Source organism: Candidatus Neomarinimicrobiota bacterium, assembly GCA_021734025.1.
GTDB lineage: Bacteria > Fidelibacterota > JAANXI01 > JAANXI01 > JAANXI01 > JAANXI01.
Genome location: JAIPJS010000002.1, coordinates 69958 through 86983 on the forward strand (window position 1 = coordinate 69958; position 17026 = coordinate 86983).

General features: G+C 49.3%; 17 protein-coding genes. 3 read left to right on the plus strand and 14 right to left on the minus strand.

All coding sequences use genetic code 11. The features are described from left to right. Positions 1-120: 120 nt before the first annotated feature. The 11 genes from K9N57_02540 to K9N57_02590 all read right to left on the minus strand — a co-directional run bounded on the left by K9N57_02540 (position 121) and on the right by K9N57_02590 (position 10752). Positions 121-1311: an acetyl-CoA C-acetyltransferase gene (locus K9N57_02540; GenBank protein MCF7803046.1), complete on the minus strand. Its 1191-nt coding sequence runs from the start codon at positions 1309-1311 to the stop codon at positions 121-123. Continuing rightward, positions 1312-1827 carry a hypothetical protein gene (locus K9N57_02545; GenBank protein MCF7803047.1) on the minus strand — a complete coding sequence of 172 codons (516 nt, stop codon included), beginning with the start codon at positions 1825-1827 and terminating at the stop codon, positions 1312-1314. Further along, positions 1827-2402 carry a ribonuclease HI family protein gene (locus tag K9N57_02550; protein ID MCF7803048.1) on the minus strand — a complete coding sequence of 192 codons (576 nt, stop codon included), beginning with the start codon at positions 2400-2402 and terminating at the stop codon, positions 1827-1829. Before K9N57_02550 ends, K9N57_02545 begins: the two co-directional genes overlap by 1 nt. After that, the gene (locus tag K9N57_02555; protein ID MCF7803049.1) at positions 2389-3675 is read right to left on the minus strand and encodes a 3-isopropylmalate dehydratase large subunit; all 1287 of its coding nucleotides are present in this window, start codon (positions 3673-3675) and stop codon (positions 2389-2391) included. The genes K9N57_02550 and K9N57_02555 overlap by 14 nt, the downstream gene beginning before the upstream one ends. Positions 3676-3959: 284 nt before the next feature. Next, positions 3960-4577, minus strand: a complete 618-nt coding sequence (locus tag K9N57_02560) for a TlpA family protein disulfide reductase (GenBank protein MCF7803050.1) — start codon at positions 4575-4577, stop codon at positions 3960-3962. Beyond that, positions 4549-5394, minus strand: a complete 846-nt coding sequence (locus tag K9N57_02565; GenBank protein MCF7803051.1) for a hypothetical protein — start codon at positions 5392-5394, stop codon at positions 4549-4551. The genes K9N57_02560 and K9N57_02565 overlap by 29 nt, the downstream gene beginning before the upstream one ends. A 167-nt stretch (positions 5395-5561) precedes the next feature. Next, positions 5562-6023 (minus strand): YbhB/YbcL family Raf kinase inhibitor-like protein, encoded by a 462-nt coding sequence (locus K9N57_02570; GenBank protein MCF7803052.1) that lies wholly within the window; start codon positions 6021-6023, stop codon positions 5562-5564. Positions 6024-6225: 202 nt separating this feature from the next. Next, positions 6226-7164, minus strand: coding sequence for a zinc-dependent alcohol dehydrogenase family protein (locus K9N57_02575; protein ID MCF7803053.1), 939 nt, complete (start codon positions 7162-7164; stop codon positions 6226-6228). Positions 7165-7434: 270 nt separating this feature from the next. Beyond that, on the minus strand, positions 7435-8103 hold the full coding sequence (locus K9N57_02580) for a PAS domain S-box protein (protein ID MCF7803054.1): 669 nt from the start codon (positions 8101-8103) through the stop codon (positions 7435-7437). 467 nt (positions 8104-8570) lie between these two features. Continuing rightward, entirely contained in the window at positions 8571-9035 is a 465-nt protein-coding gene (locus tag K9N57_02585) for a hypothetical protein (GenBank protein MCF7803055.1), read from the minus strand. 175 nt (positions 9036-9210) lie between these two features. Next, entirely contained in the window at positions 9211-10752 is a 1542-nt protein-coding gene (locus tag K9N57_02590; protein MCF7803056.1) for a BON domain-containing protein, read from the minus strand. Between the two features lie 285 nt (positions 10753-11037). Here K9N57_02590 and K9N57_02595 point away from each other — a divergent pair, with 285 nt between their 5' ends. From K9N57_02595 to K9N57_02605, 3 genes are all read left to right on the plus strand, one after another. Next, on the plus strand, positions 11038-12003 hold the full coding sequence (locus K9N57_02595; protein ID MCF7803057.1) for a glutathione S-transferase family protein: 966 nt from the start codon (positions 11038-11040) through the stop codon (positions 12001-12003). Positions 12004-12256: 253 nt separating this feature from the next. After that, entirely contained in the window at positions 12257-13111 is an 855-nt protein-coding gene (gene purU, locus K9N57_02600; protein MCF7803058.1) for a formyltetrahydrofolate deformylase, read from the plus strand. A 281-nt stretch (positions 13112-13392) separates the two neighbouring features. Next, positions 13393-13968, plus strand: coding sequence for a hypothetical protein (locus tag K9N57_02605; protein MCF7803059.1), 576 nt, complete (start codon positions 13393-13395; stop codon positions 13966-13968). Here K9N57_02605 and K9N57_02610 read toward each other — a convergent pair. The 3 genes from K9N57_02610 to K9N57_02620 are packed head-to-tail and all read right to left on the minus strand — an operon-like array spanning position 13960 to position 17004. Then, the gene (locus K9N57_02610; GenBank protein ID MCF7803060.1) at positions 13960-14808 is read right to left on the minus strand and encodes a class I SAM-dependent methyltransferase; all 849 of its coding nucleotides are present in this window, start codon (positions 14806-14808) and stop codon (positions 13960-13962) included. The two genes, K9N57_02605 and K9N57_02610, sit on opposite strands and share 9 nt — an antisense overlap. 10 nt (positions 14809-14818) lie before the next feature. Beyond that, positions 14819-16501: a cytochrome b N-terminal domain-containing protein gene (locus K9N57_02615; GenBank protein MCF7803061.1), complete on the minus strand. Its 1683-nt coding sequence runs from the start codon at positions 16499-16501 to the stop codon at positions 14819-14821. After that, positions 16498-17004 (minus strand): ubiquinol-cytochrome c reductase iron-sulfur subunit, encoded by a 507-nt coding sequence (locus K9N57_02620; GenBank protein ID MCF7803062.1) that lies wholly within the window; start codon positions 17002-17004, stop codon positions 16498-16500. The genes K9N57_02615 and K9N57_02620 overlap by 4 nt, the downstream gene beginning before the upstream one ends. Positions 17005-17026 lie beyond the last annotated feature (22 nt).

Consider the following 17026-nt stretch of genomic DNA (forward strand, 5'->3'; position numbering starts at 1 on the left):
AAGGTGTGAGTTGTGTTTGTCTGCATCCAAATATTCAGTTTTCCCCTTCAATATAGGTTGAATCGGAGTGAGTCACTTCGATATTGGATATTCTGCAGTTGGACGTTCATAATTCGCTTTTTACAGTGCCTCCACAATCACCGCCGCACCCTGTCCGCCGCCAATACAAGCGGCCGCCAGTCCGAATTGTTCTCCTCTGCGTTTTAATTCCTTGAGAATCGTAATAGTCAGTCGTGTGCCGGACGAGGCCAGCGGATGACCAACGGCAATAGCACCGCCATTGACGTTGGTGATTTCCCTGTCAAGGCCAAGTGCCTTTTCCACAGCCAAATATTGTGGCGCGAACGCCTCATTTACTTCGATCAACGCCATATCATCCAATGAATATCCGGTCGACTCAAACACTTTCTTCGATGCCGCGACTGGCCCGATTCCCATGATGCTTGGCTCCACACCTGCGACGCCCCATCCATGCAGTCGCCCGATGGGCTCCCAGCCTTCCTTTTCGGCTCGTTCTGCAGTTGTTACTATAACCGAAGCCGATCCGTCACAAATTCCGCTGGCGTTTCCCGCGGTAACCGTCCCATCTTTGGAGAAATACGGAGAAAGTTTTGCCAGTTTTTCTACTGAGGTGTCCGGGCGAATGTGCTCATCGAGGAATAATTCCTCCTCACCCTTTTTGGTCTTCACATTCACAGGGAAGACCTCATCCTGCATCCGCCCCTCTTCCCAGGCGGCGTGTGCGGCCATCTGGCTGCGATAGGCATATTCGTCGCACGCTTCCCGGCTAATGTCGTACTTCTCCGCCAGATTCTCCGCCGTCTCCGCCATGCTGCAGCCGCAGTAGCTATCAGTCAGAGAGGTCCAGAGGATATCAACCATCTTGCTGTTCGAAAGACGCATATCGCCCCAGCGGGCGCCCCAGACCGAATGCGGCGCCTGGCTCATACTCTCGGTGCCACCTGCGAGAATGACTTCCTCTTCGCCCAGCAGAATATGCCGGGCTGCATCGATAATCGTTTCGAAGCCCGACCCGCACAGCCGGTTAATCGTCACCGCTGGCACATCTTTGGGAATACCGCTTCGTAAGCCAACATGTCGCGCAAGATACGCCGCATCCGGCGAAGTTTGCACCACATTGCCAAAGATAATATGCTCGATGGCTTCCGGTGAAATTCCGGATATTTCCAGGAGGGTTTTAGTGGACTCAACCGCAAGATCCGTAGCGGAATACTCTTTCAGCGAACCGCCGAACGATCCGTACGGTGTCCTGAGTCCATCGACAATCACAATTTCTTTATCCCGTGGCATTTATTCCCCCGCTTCCTGCGATTTTAACGCTCTGATATAACCGGTCACGCCCTGCATCTCCATGAGGCGCGTGATGAAGTCGGGACGCTCTTCCGACTGGTATTCCCTGCCGGATTCGATCATGGTTATACTCCCCGTCTTCGTATCGATCTCAAGAGTCTGTCCGGATTTAATTTCGCTGGCGGCATCCGGAGCAACCAAAACGGGCAGGCCCAAATTCAAAGCGTTCCTGTAAAAATATTGCGGGAATTCACTCCCAACGATGGCTTTTGCACCTGTGTTTTGTAGCGCAGTCACTACCGACTCATTTACCGATCCGTGGGCGAAGTTGCTGCCGGTAACCAAAATGATCTCACCTTCGGCGCTCAAATTTATATCTGAGGTTGCAAATGCCAGAGATGGCGTGAGCGCTTCCTCGCCTTCGCCGTAAAATTCCGGAGAGAGAATTTCGTTGGCGCTAATATTATCTCCAATAGTAACCGCGTGTCCGGTAATCTGTTGTTCATCTTGAGCCATCAATCGGATTCCCCTTTTAGAATTCCCTGTTTCGAGAGTTGATCCGCCCGCTTGTTTCTTTCTCTGGGCACATGCTCGATGGAATAGTGTGGAAAAATCTGCAATGCATTCATTACCTTGCCGTACAGTTTTTTCATACGATCGTTCTTCACCTGGTATTCACCGTTGAGCTGCTTCACAACCAATTCGCTATCCGCATAGATGAATACTTTGTCCGGCTCATATTTTTCGAGCATCTCGATGCCGAATAACATGGCACGATACTCCGCCTCGTTATTGGTCGCCTCACCGATGTTCTCGCTGAAATTTTCGATTTCGGAATCATTCAGGTAGAGGACGCCGCCGATAGCCGCCTGTTTCCTTTGTGGCTGGGACGCGCCATCCACGAACAGTGAAAATGAGCGGACTTCATCATTGGAACCGTCCACAGCCTGCTCCTGGAGCCAGTCCAGGATTTCGTCCCGGACTTCCGACACTTTACGCTCGGAGAATTCCGGATTGGCATCCAGAAACTCCTGTACCGGGAGGTAGTCGAAGATGGCACGGGTTAAATCAATCTTTTCACTGGAATTCACTGTCTGCTCCTGGAGTTGGTGTTTCAATTTCGCCTATCAGATCGCGCGGGTCGGTCAGGTGACCGGTGACGGCCGAGGCGGCTGCCACCGCCACGCTGGCGGAGTAAACCTGGGACCCGTTCTGGTACGATCGGCCTCGGGTGGTGACAACACCGGTCTCACCAGGCGCCAGTTCAGCGATGGCGGTGTCCGGGCACGGCCCGCAGGTCGGCGCCCAAATGGATGCCCCCAGTTCGGTAAAGATGCTTGCCAGCCCCTCGTTGATTAACCGGCGGTAGGTTTCCACTGAGCCCGGGATAATAAGCAGCCGGACGTTTTCGTCAATTTGGCGATACTTCATCACCTTCGCCGCCAGATACAAATCCTCGACCTGGGCGCCGCCGCAGCCGCCGATGACTACCTGATCCACCGGCACAGACTTTTCCAGTGCCGACACACCGAACACGGTGCCAGGCCGTTCAACATCGGCAATGAGTGGTTCCAGTTCCTCTGCGTTAATCTCGATTGAGTCTTCATATTCTGCGTCATCGTCTGCCATGAAATACTGGGCTTCCCGCTCGGCCTTGTCGCCGAGGTATTCCAGCGCCTTACCGTGAGGCACCATCATTCCGTTAATGGCTCCGCACTCGAAGGCCATATCGGCGAGAATAAAACGGTCACCGATGGGAAATACTTCCAGCGATTCGCCGGCAAATTCGATGGACTTGCCCAACGCTCCAGTCGGCCCCAGTTCACGGAGCATCATCAGCCCCAGATCTTTACCGGTCACCAGCTGACTCGGCTCGCCGGTAAAGGTAACCCTGATCGCACCCGGTATTTGTATCCAGAGTTTTCCGAGAGTCATCGCCATGGCCAGATCGGTGCCACCGACCGGCATCCCAAAGGCGCCGAGCGCACCGTAGGCACACGCGTGGGAATCGGCAGCGACAACCACATCGCCGGGAATCACGCGGCCGGAATCACTGTTATGGATATGCGCCACGCCGCCGCGGCCTGGCAGGTCATGTTTCGCTATTTTAAATTTGGAAGCAAATCGGCTGACGGTCGAATTACGTTGAAGGGCGGTTCGACTGTTATTTAAATGAAAATGATCGCTGGCGACAGCCACTTTCTCCGGATTAAACACCTGTTTGGAATCAAGATCTTCCAAGACCCGGCTGGCCTGTGGGATGGCATTGTCCGAGCCTGCAGCCAGATTAATCTCCGGGAAAATTACTTCTCCCGGTTCAACAGCATCTACGCCGGCAGCGTGCGCCAGCGTTTTTTGAGTCATCGTCATCCCCATGGTAGCGAGTGCCCTCCCGTTTAATCTCAGAAATGTAAAACGAAGTTAGAGAGCACCGGTATGAATGTCAACGGCTCAGGGGTAGGACAGGGTGATAGTGTTAGAGTGTTCAGGTGTTTCCCAAAGGGATCCCTTCGGGGCAGGTTGAAAAGCGTGTTAAAGTGTTATCGTGTTATTGTTAGGCACCTATTTTTTCCGTTCTCCAGTCTCCCGCTCCCAGATACGCAATACGCAGTACGTAATGCTTTTTCTCATATATCCTTCATCTCCAATTACTCTTCCCCGGAGGTAATATCTCCCAACACCTCCCGCACCTTCTCCTCATCCCCCTTTTGGTATCCCTGGTGGAAATAGCGGATAAGACCGGCCTCATCGATGATGACGGTTGCCGGGAGCCGCGCCATATTTTGCTTATTCACCACTTTGTATTTTTTCGCAACGACACTATAGGGATCGAGCAGAACCGGGAGATCAAACCCCATTTTTGTCACAAATCTGGAGACCGTATCTGGCTTTTCCGCAACATTGACGAGCATGATTCCGACCTGAGGAAACTCCCCCTGGATATCGTGCAATTTTGGTATTTCTGCCCGACATGGGATACACCACGAGGCAAAAAAACTGAACACGAGCGGCTTCTGTAATCGCTCACGGGCATCTTCCCCGACGTACCGGCTGAGAAAAAACGGATCCCCCTCGAGCGACTTCAGAAAAAAGGTGGGCGCCGCTGTTCCGATCACAGAGTCAATAGTTGTAGAGGTTTCCACCTGGACAGTACTGTCCACCTGCCCGTCAACATGCATTGGAATTGTAAAAAGGAGCAAAAGTGCTATCAGTATCCGGGAATATATCATTGGAAAATCACCTGGTTTGCTTTGGGTTGCGCTCATGATAATCATTCAGCCAGGATTGCACCCGGGGATGTGCCGGGATGGACTGTTCCATGGGATGAAGTCGGTAAAACGAAGGGATATAATGAGAGCTATTACTGGAAAATCGAATCTCTCCAACATATTCTCCGTTCCCACCAGCCTGCTGAACTGCCACTCCACGGATGAAATTCAGAGTGTCAATCACCGTCTGCGAATGGCCTCCTACGATCAGGTCAATTTCCGGAAATGCGGACGCATACACGGTATCCTGCTCGTAACCTGAGTGTGATAACAGTATCAGAAGTTTGCCAGATTTTCTTTCCTTTGCACACCATTGCCCGATCACAGAATCCGGCTCCGGCAATTCCACATTCGGGAATCGTCCGTCCGGGTAAAACCTGGTTGTGGCCGGATGCAATATCCGGAGCACAGAAATCTTTGTGTCTCCCCGGGTAAGGACTCTCGGCTGTCTGGTCATTTTTAGCGATGCAATAAACGCCTCACCACCAAACGCCAAATCCTGGTCCCCCACATTAGTCACATCATATGGGATGAGCTGAAATATCTTATTTATGAGTTCCGCTTGTTCAGGTGTCGTATAGTACAGGAAATTGTCACCGTTGTCTAAGATGATCGCATCCGGATGCTTCGTCACGTATTGGGTGATAAATTGCGCCCGCCGGTCCAACGCGCCGTATTGTTTTTCTGGACATTGGCAGTATTCAATTTCTCCATTGCAATTGCTGGTAAAGAGGATGCGGAAATCCTTTTCAGCGCCCGGACAGATTCCATGCCATAAAAGACAACACGTGAAAAATACACACCACTTATACATTATTTTATCCGGCAATTGGCAGAGTGAAAACTGAGACCTCCCTATTTACGGCATTTTTGTATTTATATGCAAGGGAAACTATCGTTAGACAGTGTTATAGTGTTCAGGTGTTAGAGTTAAAAACCTACACCCACCTGAAGAGCAGGATTCCGGTCTCCGCCTTCCTATCATTGCCGTTCGTATTTTCCCATCAGCTCGCCCTTGGCCAGAACGTTGCCATCCATAGTGTTTATCACGTCGGCTTTTCTGGCGGTACTGTCGAGATCCAAGGTGTTGTCGAGGGCATACACCTTAAAGAAATACCGGTGAATACCACCCGGAGGACATGGACCACCGTAGCCATTGCTGCCGAAATCAGTAATACCTTGAATAGCACCATTTTTCAGCGTCGCTTCTTTGGGAACACCTTCTCCCAGAGAAGTTACTTCCACAGGCAGATTGAAGAGCACCCAGTGTACCCAGGTTTTACCCGGCGCATCCGGATCATCAGCAATCAAGACGATCGACTCAGCAGCATCCGGAACTCCGGACCATTCGAGTGGCGGACTGACGTCGGCACCGTCGCAGGTATACTTCTTTGGAATCATCCCCTCCTGTTCGAATGCGGAACTTACTATTTTAATAGACATCACTACCCTCCCAGTTTAGGATGAGTGTTAAAGTGTTCAGGTGTTGGGTAACAACGTGTTATAGTGCGGTACACACCGTCTCCAGTAATCAGCCTGATCGTACTTCAACATTCGATATTGGACCTCGTATATTCAGTCTCTTCTCTTTTTCCTTCTGTTTTTCCTTCCCGGACTTTATACACAATACCTTATCCATATTTCGCTATACCTTCAACGCAATTTTCCCTTTCACGCCGCCCTTCTCAAGTCTCCGATGGGCTTCTGAGACATCCTGTAGTTCCATCACAGAGTCTACCAACGGCTTCAGCTGTTCGCGCTCAATCAGGGTGCGGAGTCGATCCAGCTTATAGCGTTCCCGTTCGATGAATAGAAAGTGTACCGTTATATTCGGAAAATTCGCCCTGCTGAGATCGGTATTGGTGCCGACGATATTAACCATCCGGCCATGAGATTTTGTTACATCGATGCTCTGTGTCATCGTGTTCCCACCCACAGTATCAAAGACAAGGTCAACACCGTCGCCATCGGTCTTTTCATGCACGATTTCAACAAAATTATCCGTCTTGTAGTTGATCGGCTCCGCGCCATATTCTGTAACCGTCTCTTCCATATAGTCGCTGCAGACGGTTATAACGCGGGCCCCTGCTGCCACGGCAATCTGGGTTGCGAGGGCTCCGACACCCCCGGCACCGTGGATGAGAACCGTATCTCCGGCCTCAACGATCCCACGGGTGATCATCGCATCATAGGCCGTGGCACCGGCCAGAGGGATCGTCGCGGCCTCTTCATGTGAAATATTCTTTGGTTTTTTTGCCACAATTGATTCATCCGCCACGTGATATTCAGCGTAACTTCCCTGACCCTTGAAAATTTCCGGGGTATAAAATACCTCGTCACCCGGTTCAAAATCCTTTACACCATCACCGATACCTTCTACCACCCCGGACACATCGTATCCGATGATTGCCGGCGGTTCCACGCCTGCCCAGGATCCCGCCTGACGGATCTTAAAGTCCACCGGATTAATAGATGTTGCGTGAACTTTTACCAATAGTTCGGTTGGACCCGGTGTCGGCTTTTCCCAGTCCTGTTCTTCGAAGACATCAGTATCGCCAAAATCGGTGATTACCATCGCTCTCATACCGTACCTCCCGTCGTCACAACTTTGTTAAAATCGATATCAGTTATTTATAAAAGGTTACTATTCAGAACCGAATTTTTCAAATTAACGAGAAAATGGATCCTTATGATAATGGGCTACTCTGGTACCGAGGAAACTACACAGTTGCTTGTTTAATGATAGCAAATTCCGAAGAGAACAGAGGTACACTGATGTGGAGGTCGCTTGGATACTAATTCAAGAACATAATAAAAGAAGGAACACCCAATATATGGAATATTTTAGGGAATGCTAATCGGATTGACAATCGGGGCAGAGCGAAAGACTCAGGTCACCCGTGGTGTTCATTCTCAGGTATTCTTCCGGGGTTTGCCACAAGTCCTCCCCTGCCTTAATTCGGTGACAGGATTCGCAGAGTTCCATATCATTTTGCAGCAGTTGGATTATCCGGTTCGCCTCCTGCAATTCCTCGATCAAATTTTCGCGATCTCGTTCCAGTATCTTCCGTTTGGTGATATCCCGTAAGACCACTACGATGGTGTGCGGGATCCGGTTTTCATCCATGCGTACCGAGGTCTGCGCCTCGGCCATAAATTTATCCCCATTTTTTCTCTGAAGATGCAATTCGAACAGTTCCTGCTTTTTCACCCGGTCGTAAGGTTTCTCCTGAAAAATGCTCTCTCCGAAGTACTCAATACTAAGTTGTAAAATACGCTTCGATTCCTTCTCGCTGGCCACCATATGCCAGAACGATAATCCCTCTTCCACATCCTGTTGTTTAAAGCCTAACACGAATTCTGCTATCCGGTTGATGAAGAGGACTTTCGGGTTTTCAATATCCAGACGAACCTCTACAACGGCACCTGGCAAGTGGTATTTAAAGTGTTGAAATTCACGTTTCAGCGCCAAAAGCTTGCGTTCAAGGCTCTCTTTCGATTTTTGAGCGATTTCTGTGTTCATCGGAAAATCCCCATGGCTCAGTCCCTGATGATTTTAGTTTGATTCTTTATGGGAAAATTTTATTACAGTTAACTCAAGGGGAAGACTCAACTGAAAAAATTGCCAAAAATTCCCTGGCTTTAAATAATATTTCTTATAGAAAGGGGGCATTCTCATAATGGACAAACTACAATCCCATTCAAGTCACCGTACATACACAACTTGTCCAATTATTAAAAAATGGAACGCTGAGTGAAGGCAATGTCTCATAAATCTTTGGAAATATCCAGCAAATTATGACAAAATATGCACAACTCTTGCTATATCGGGATAGAATGTAACGAAAGCATTCATCTGGAATACAATGTATAAATGAAAGGGGAGATAAGTTTTTTCGATACAGGAATGAACGGAGTTCCGCTCGTTTGATAAGAATATTCCAAGCGGAGAGCTCCGTTCATTTTATATCATACGGAATGCTTACTTCCCTAGAAGTAGTAGTGTGCTCCAATTCCTCCGGAGAGTTCAAAATCCGTAGCGGGAATCAGATTCAGCGTTGGAGCGAGTTCAAAGAAAAAATCGAGTGGCTTATCGTTGAAATTAAAGTCCAGACCAACCGGGATACGGATACCGAGTCCCCCCTGATCGGCAATTCTGGCCTGAAGCCCAACACCGTAGTAAAGCGGCACCGAACCGCCGTCAAATGAGATCCCCAGGAGATCATAGTCGTAAAAGACGTAATCCGCTTGTAATATCATTGAGCCGTTTTGACCTAAGTCCCAAGCCGCGGCGAAGTTCATCGACCGGCTCGGCTGTTTCCATATTTTTACGCTCAGGCCTGTTGGTGCTCCGAGGCGGGCGCCGATACCAACATTTCCTCCGGTGGCCGCCTGTAATTGAGTTCCCCCCAATCCAATCATCAGTACTGTAGCGAAAACCAGTATTTTTTTCATTCTCTCTGTCCTTCCTTTTTTCGTTCCGCCCCACAATTATAATTGATTGTACTTCTCGGAATTGACAATTCCAAATGTATGGATCACAATATCCCACCCCATGAAGAGATTACACCAACCAGGAAACTGGTCCCGGGAAAATTCCCCGGGACCAGTGGTTAAAACTTCAAGTGTGTTATAATTGGGGCAGGTATTCTACCTCGATTTTATTTACGACGCTGTCGGCGCCGGCTTCATAAGTTTCCTGGGTCGCCTGATTTTTCTCATACGGGGTATTCACCGTACCGCTCAGGGTAACAACGCCATCATTCACGGAAACATGAATATCGCTTTCCGTCAGGTACGAGGACCATTCGAATTGATACCGAATGGCGTCTTTTAATTGTATAGCCTGATAATCCTTCGGCGTATAATCAAAATCAGTGCCCACCGGATCCCAGTCGGCGAATGCCTGCTGCGATGATTGCTGTTCATACGGTACCGAAATATTATTATCCATAGTAACTACACCGTTTATCTTACTGACGATATTGCCGATTTGCCACTTGGCAAAGTACGATTCAGCCGTACCGTTCAGCGTTACATGCCCATCATTTACCACCACACGAATTGCCTTGGTTGTCGTGAAAGGATCACGGCTAATGGCCTGCTGAATTTGCTGTTCTAATTTACTGTCGGCTATGGACTTAACTGGCCCGACGTTGATGTTATTCGTTAGGTAACTTACGCCGCGGGTATTCTTGGCATCCTGTGCCGCAGACCGTTTCGCTTTCATGTTGTCCACAGACCCCGTGAGCGTCACTTTGCCGTCAACCACGCTCACACTAATACTCCTGGCATTTACACGCGGGTCCATCTTTAGGGCCTCAACAATGGCCGATGTGATCTCCGAATCCTTTAAAGATTTCCCTTTATCCTGAATCATTTCGGCGCGCTGCCATGATTTAACCTCCAGACTGCTGGCATCGACAAAACTTGCACCGGCTACATAGGCCTTTTGTTTCGCCAGTCGCTTTTCGTGTGCGCTGCCAACGGTACCAGTTAATCTTACCAAATTATTTTCCACCGAAACCCCAATGCTGCCGGCGTCAATGCGGGTATCCCAGCGTAACGCAGATTCCACCTCGGGTTTGATCTCCGAATCAGGACGCTGCAGATCAAAGTTGACGTTGATATTATTTTCAATTTCGGTCACACCCCTGATGCCCTTCACAACTGTCTCGGCCAGCTCGTGCTCCTGCCAACTATCGACATGACCAGCCAGGGTTACTTTCCCATTATTCACCTTGGTTTCCAGCGATAGATCTTCGGTCGCCGGATCGGAGTCAAGCGCCATCGCCACATCGCTTCGAATCTTCGCGTCGGGACGGTCGGAATTTACTATCAGGTTATTGATTACCGCCCGAACGCCTTTGACCTGCTCTGCTAACCGGCTTGCCCGATCCTTAGCCAGCAGATTATCTATCTGCCCGGAAAAGGTCACGATACCTGAATCTGTTTTCACCCGGATATTTTCAGGAGAAACGATCCCCCGGGCGTTCCGCATGGTATTCTTTACCGCCTCAGTGATTTTTGCATCAGCTGGTTGTTTATTCATAGTATCCGATTGTGCCGTATTATTTCCGCAAGATTGAACTAAACCGAATACGGCGAGTACCAGGAAAATTCCCACAGAATACAGGATATGCTTCATAATTTTAAGATTTCCACGCTTCATAATTAATTCCTCCTTACCTGTTATGTTACATCCATTTTTCGAACCAATTCCTTTATGCAAAAAAAATTCAAAATCTGTTCCTGGTAAGGATTCGGGGAAAATTAGTCAGATCCTCTGAAAGATTTTCAGAGTCATCAGGGATTTTTGGAAAGAATTGATAATTTGTCAGAGTAAAACTCCCCCAATGAAGTGGTATAGCTGTTCACACCTGGGTAATTGGAATTCTCGTCAACTATTGCGAGCTTTTATCAAATTGGATATCAACAGAGAAATAGGTGGTTTACTATGGGACAACTGATTAACGGCGAATGGACAACCAGGAATGCATTGTTATCGGACGAGAAGTCCGGGGAATTTAACCGGCAGGCCTCTGTTTTTCGGAAGTGGGTTCAGGATGAACCGGAGGCGGAGTATCCGGCGGAAGCGAATCGGTACCATTTATATATTTCCAGAGCGTGTCCCTGGGCGCACCGGACAGCTATCCTGCGGCGTCTTAAGGGATTGCAGGATGTGATTTCCATGTCCATTGTCGAACCGGTGCGGATCGACGACGGCTGGGAATTCTCCGACAAATACCCTGATCCCATCCATGGAAAACAATATCTGCGGGAGCTGTACCAGATGGCCGATTCGGAGTTTACCGGACGGGTGACGGTCCCAACCCTCTGGGATACCAAAACCAATACCATTGTCAATAACGAATCCAGTGAAATTATGCGGATGTTCGATCTCGCATTCGACAGGCTCGCCACTACGGATGAGAATTTTTACCCCAGGGGATTGCAGGATCAGATTGACGAAACAATTGAGGCGATCTACGAGCCGATCAACAATGGTGTATACCGTGCCGGATTCGCCGGAACTCAGGCAGTGCACGAGCGCGCAGTGAACCAGTTATTTGAGGCATTGGATTATTGGGAAGGGGTTCTGAGCGAACAGCGGTATCTCTGCGGCGACAGGATGACGGAAGCAGACTGGTGCATGTTCACCACACTCTTCCGGTTCGATTCGGTATACCACACCCACTTCAAGTGCAACGTCCGGAAAATCATCGAGTATCCGAATCTCTGGAATTTCGCGAAGGAGTTGTATCAATACAAAAATGTGGCGGAGACGTGCAGCCTGGATCACTGCAAACGACATTACTATGAAAGTCATTATTGGCTGAATCCGACGCAGCTGGTTGCAGTGGGTCCTGACCTGGACTTCGATGAGCCGCATAACCGGGACAGGTTCGGACGAGTCGCCTGAGCGATTCCCGTCCCTCCTAGGCACAATCGACAATAAACCAGCCGATCCACCACAGCGGTCCGACCATACTGACGGCTGTGGTTCCGGACTGTGCCCCAGCCTTTGCTTCTCCCATGACAACCTCCTTTTATTCGTTTGCGCTCTGGTAACCTACCTTGTCAATACAAAGTTTGGAGAACGAAACCGGGATGAATATATTACATTAAACTAAATCGGTTTGTACCATGCAAACGCTAACATCACTGGATAAATAATGGACCCCGTCGCTGTACTCCTGCTCTCCTGCCCGGATCAGAGAGGCCTCGTCGCACGCATTTCCCAATTCATTTATGAAAATGGCGGGAATATTCTGGATCTGGATGAACATGTTGATCCCGAGGAAGAAGTGTTCTCCATCCGGGTCTCCTGGGAATTGGAAGCCTTTCAAATTCCAACCGAGGAACTCCGATCTGCCATTCAATCTCTGGCACAATCAATTGATGCCACCTGGGAGATTAAATTTTTACACAGGAAAATGCGGGTTGCTATATTTGTTTCGAAATACGACCATTGCCTCTATGAGATCCTGTGGCGACATAGTATCGGGGAATTTAATATCGAAATCCCGGTAATTATTTCCAACCATGATGATCTGCGCCCATTGGCGGAACAGTATGGTATCCCGTATTACCATTTTCCTATCACTAAAGAGAACAAGGAAGACCAAGAAAGGCGGGAAATCGAAATCTTGCAGGATAATGATATCGATACCATTGTCCTTGCCCGGTATATGCAGATCCTCTCACCGCAATTCGTGAATGCCTATCCGAACCGGATTATTAATATCCATCACTCGTTTCTGCCGGCGTTCCGGGGTGCTAATCCGTATCGGCAAGCCTACACCCGGGGGGTCAAAATCATCGGAGCGACCAGCCACTATGTCACCGAAGATTTAGACGAGGGGCCGATCATCGAACAGGATATTATCAAGATTACGCACCGGGATACGTTGCAGGATCTCAAACAAAAGGGGCGGGATCTCGAGCGTATGGTCCTTGCCCGGGCGCTGCAACACCATTTTTCCCATGAAGTGTTGGTGCGCGGCCGAAAAACAATTGTCTTCGAATAAGTGATTGCATCTCCCTTTTCTGGGTGCAAATTATTTCCAATCTTATCCCAATTCCGCATCCTGTCCCTTGACAAATGCCCTTTCTCACAGTACCATTATTTATGAGAGGAAAATCCGGGAGATTTGATCGATTCATTCAGTTCTTATTGTTTTATCTCTTTCAGCGGCGCGAAGCACTCCCAGGCCTTTCATAAACCAATAATTTTAAGGAGGAACTTATGCAGCGTATCAACCGAGTACCCCTTTTTGGATTATTGTTCCTCTTAATGGCAGGCTGCAGCATGAATCTCTTTCGAGATGATGCCGGTGGGGGCGAATTTACTTTTGATTACCTCGGGGATTCAGCAAAAATCGTTTCAGTCAACGATACAGATGAATCCGGTCAGCCGTACAACATTCTCCGGGTACCGGCAAGGGAATTAGTTGCGGTGGATTATCAACAAGACAGAACGATTGACGTGGTAAAACGAGGCTCCCAAACGCTGGATGAAGCCCAACGAATCTATGATATCGGTCTGACGGAAGCGATTGTCTCCGGGCATGCTTTCCAGAAAGAACCCTCCCAAACCCTTTATTCCCGGATCGACCCCGATGGAACCGGCTACTACCTTATCACCAATGGCAAGCCGGATCGAAGTCACAGTATTATCTTCAGAATTGTTTCGGCTGATGGTTTTATTTTGGCCACGGATAAGGACATGGATGGGAATATTGATACCGTTCTGGAAAACTCTATCGCGGCTATTGACATCTCGATGATTCAGCCGGAATACGAAAAGACGCTCCAGGCTGCTCAGGTCGAAGATAAAGTTCATTTGACCTCTAACCAGGTACAGATTCCACGAAATTCAGACTGATCGCCGGAAAACCAGATACCGATATTGTACCCACTCACGACTCAGCGTAATTCGGTGGGCAACATTCCCCCGGCGGCTGTCCAGAAACGGATGTTGGACCGGTATTAAGTATGCTAAACCATCCAACAGTTGCCAAATCAGAGAATCACTCTGTAGATATGGTGTAAGATCTCTGTTTTCTAACAAATCAAATCCGTATTCCCCAGCGATATCGGTCACAGTATGAACCGTTGGCAACTGTCCGAGGTGCCACCCGTCCCGGAAACGTCGAAGCCATTTGTCGGCGGCGAGATTACTCCCTGGTTCACTCGTTCGCAGGTCATCACAAATTATTAACAGCCCCCCAGCTACTAGGTAGTCTGTAAGTTTTTCGAAGAAAAGTTTTGCGCTTTGCATGTGAACAAAAGATTCAATGGCCGTAGCAACTTCGTAGTGTTCATTCCTGGAGAAAGTTAAAAAATCACATCGATGAAAATCACATCGTTCGCTGATATTATTCTCTGCTGCCAACCGGTTTGCATCAGCTAACTGCTGATGACTTAAAGTGATACCGGTAGTATGCATCCCGGAATGTTTCGCAAAATACACGCAGGTTCCGCCGATACCACACCCGACATCCAGTACATTAGTCTCGTCAGGCGACCATGATAAATATGCAACGATATCTTCGGCGATGAGCTGGTTTATGTAATTCAATGCTTCCCGGCGATTGGTGACTTCCGGCCCCCATACTTCCCTGTGCATAGCCCCGGTTTCGGAACGGCGGCCTGTCCTTCGTAGCCAGTTGTGATTCGATTCGTAATATTCGACGACCGATTGTTGATGTGCTGTCTTTGCCATTGGGCACCGTTTATTCCCCGGAGTCCCGGAGCGAGAGCAGGTAATACGTCAGTGCCTCCCGTTCCTCCTTCCAGAGATCATAATTTTTCATTGGCGTGTCCGGGATCAGCCGTCTTGCATCGCCAATAAACGTATACATCCAGTCAGGTTTGAGTCGATCACCAACCCCATCAAGTGCCGGGCCGATCTCCCCGCCTTCACCATCGATCACATGACAACTTCCGCACTGGTATTCCCCATACAACTGCTTGCCTTTTGTAATCATTGCCGTGTCGCGCACCGTCCAGTCCACCTCGTTCGGAACAAGTGAATCCTCACCCGTTTCCTGACTCAGGAAGGCCGCCAGGCGCTCCGATTCTGCCCGAGTCAAGCGGTAATCCGGCATACGGATTGTCGGTCGTACCCCCTTTTCTTCATACCGGCGATCATGCGGCTCCAGCATATACTCCTCAAGCCAGGTCCTCTGATATCGATCGCCGGCGCCGTAGAGACTTGGCGGAATATTGGTCCCCTTTGGATCCTGATCGTGACAGGTACCGCACCGCATCGGCAGGTACGCCTCATACAGTCCGGCATCCACGAGATCTTCGTTAGGTGATCGAGCCACTGTGTACCAGTCAGACTCCGCTGATTCCCGCGCAAATTGACTTTCCAGCGATTGCCCGCTCTGCCAGCCCCATATCGTTAATGCAACCACTGAAACCGGTACAATAATACCGAGTCCCGTGGCTAACGGTCTGTGTTTGAGCCGGCGTTCCTTGTTTCTATCCAGGAACGGCAACAACAGCATTCCAATGATGAGCAATCCAGGAAGTACGACTCCACCGATGATTTCCAGTTGCCCTTCAAAGATTTTCAGGAGTTGATAGAGCGGGAAAAAATACCATTCTGGCCGCGGAACGAAGGTTGTTGTATTCGGATCCACCGGTTCCCCGACTGACGCACCAAACAAAATTGACATACCGATGAGGGCAAGTGTGACCACTGCCATTCCGGTAAAGTCCTTCCATGCCTGGTTCGGAAAGAATGGATCCGTAGTCTCCGGTGATTCATCCATCCGCTTCCCCGGCGGGGTGATGCCCCTGGTCACCACCAGATAGACATGAATCCCCATGATGAGGGCAATTCCAATGGGAATCCATAGTATGTGCCAGATGTAAAATCGATTCAGGGTCTTGATACCCATTTCGGTACCGCCCTGTAGTAACTTTTTTACCAGGTCGCCAACAACCGGGACGAGTGCCCCCACTTCGATGCCGACCTTGGTGGCAAAATAGCCCTTCATATCCCAGGGCAGCAGATAACCGGTAAACGCCATCCCTAACACGAGGGTCATTAGGATAACCCCGGCAATCCATGTCCAGTGACGCGGCTTTTTGTAGGCGCCGGATAAAAATGTTCGAAGCAGGTGCAATCCCAGTAAAATCACAAACGCCGAAGCCGCCCAGTGATGGACGCCGCGCAGAAATCCCCCAAAAGCAACCTGCTCCTCAATATACCGGATACTGGCCAATGCGGTTTCCGGTGTCGGAGAATAATATATTGCTAGCAACAGACCGGTTATTACCTGAATAAAAAAGAGCCACACGAGCGAAGAACCGAAAATATTCTGCCAGCCAACCCCTTTCGGCTGAGGCTCGTAGAGAAAACTTTTTATCGCGCTCCAGAGGGGACTCCCATTTCGTCTGTTCATGCCTGGTCCTCCCCGGGTGTAATCCAGAGACTTCCCTCTTCGATTTCTGTGGAAAACTGACGCAGCGGCTTCGGCGGTGGTCCGGCGATGACTTCACCTTCCCTGTTGAATTTTCCCCCGTGACACGGACACTGAAACTCCGAGGCTTCTCTGTTCCAGGCGACGTTACATCCCATATGAGTACATATCGGTGAAAACACATTCACGTTTTTTCCTTGCCGCAACACATAAACAAACTCCTGTTCCTCCTGAACCTGGTATCCTGCCTGCTGCACGACGGAATACTCAACCTGGGTTGGTTCGCCTTCCGGAATGGCGCGCAGGTCGCCGAGTTGGATTCGCTGAGACTGAATTTTTTCATATAAGGGCTGTAGCAAATATCGAATTCCCGGTATGATCAACAGCGCCGCCAAAATCGATTGCGCACCGATCCATAGATACAACAGGAATCGCCGGCGGGAGTTATTAAGGTAACCTCTATTACCCTCTGTCGCCTTCTCCATAAGGCCTCCAATATTTCATCAA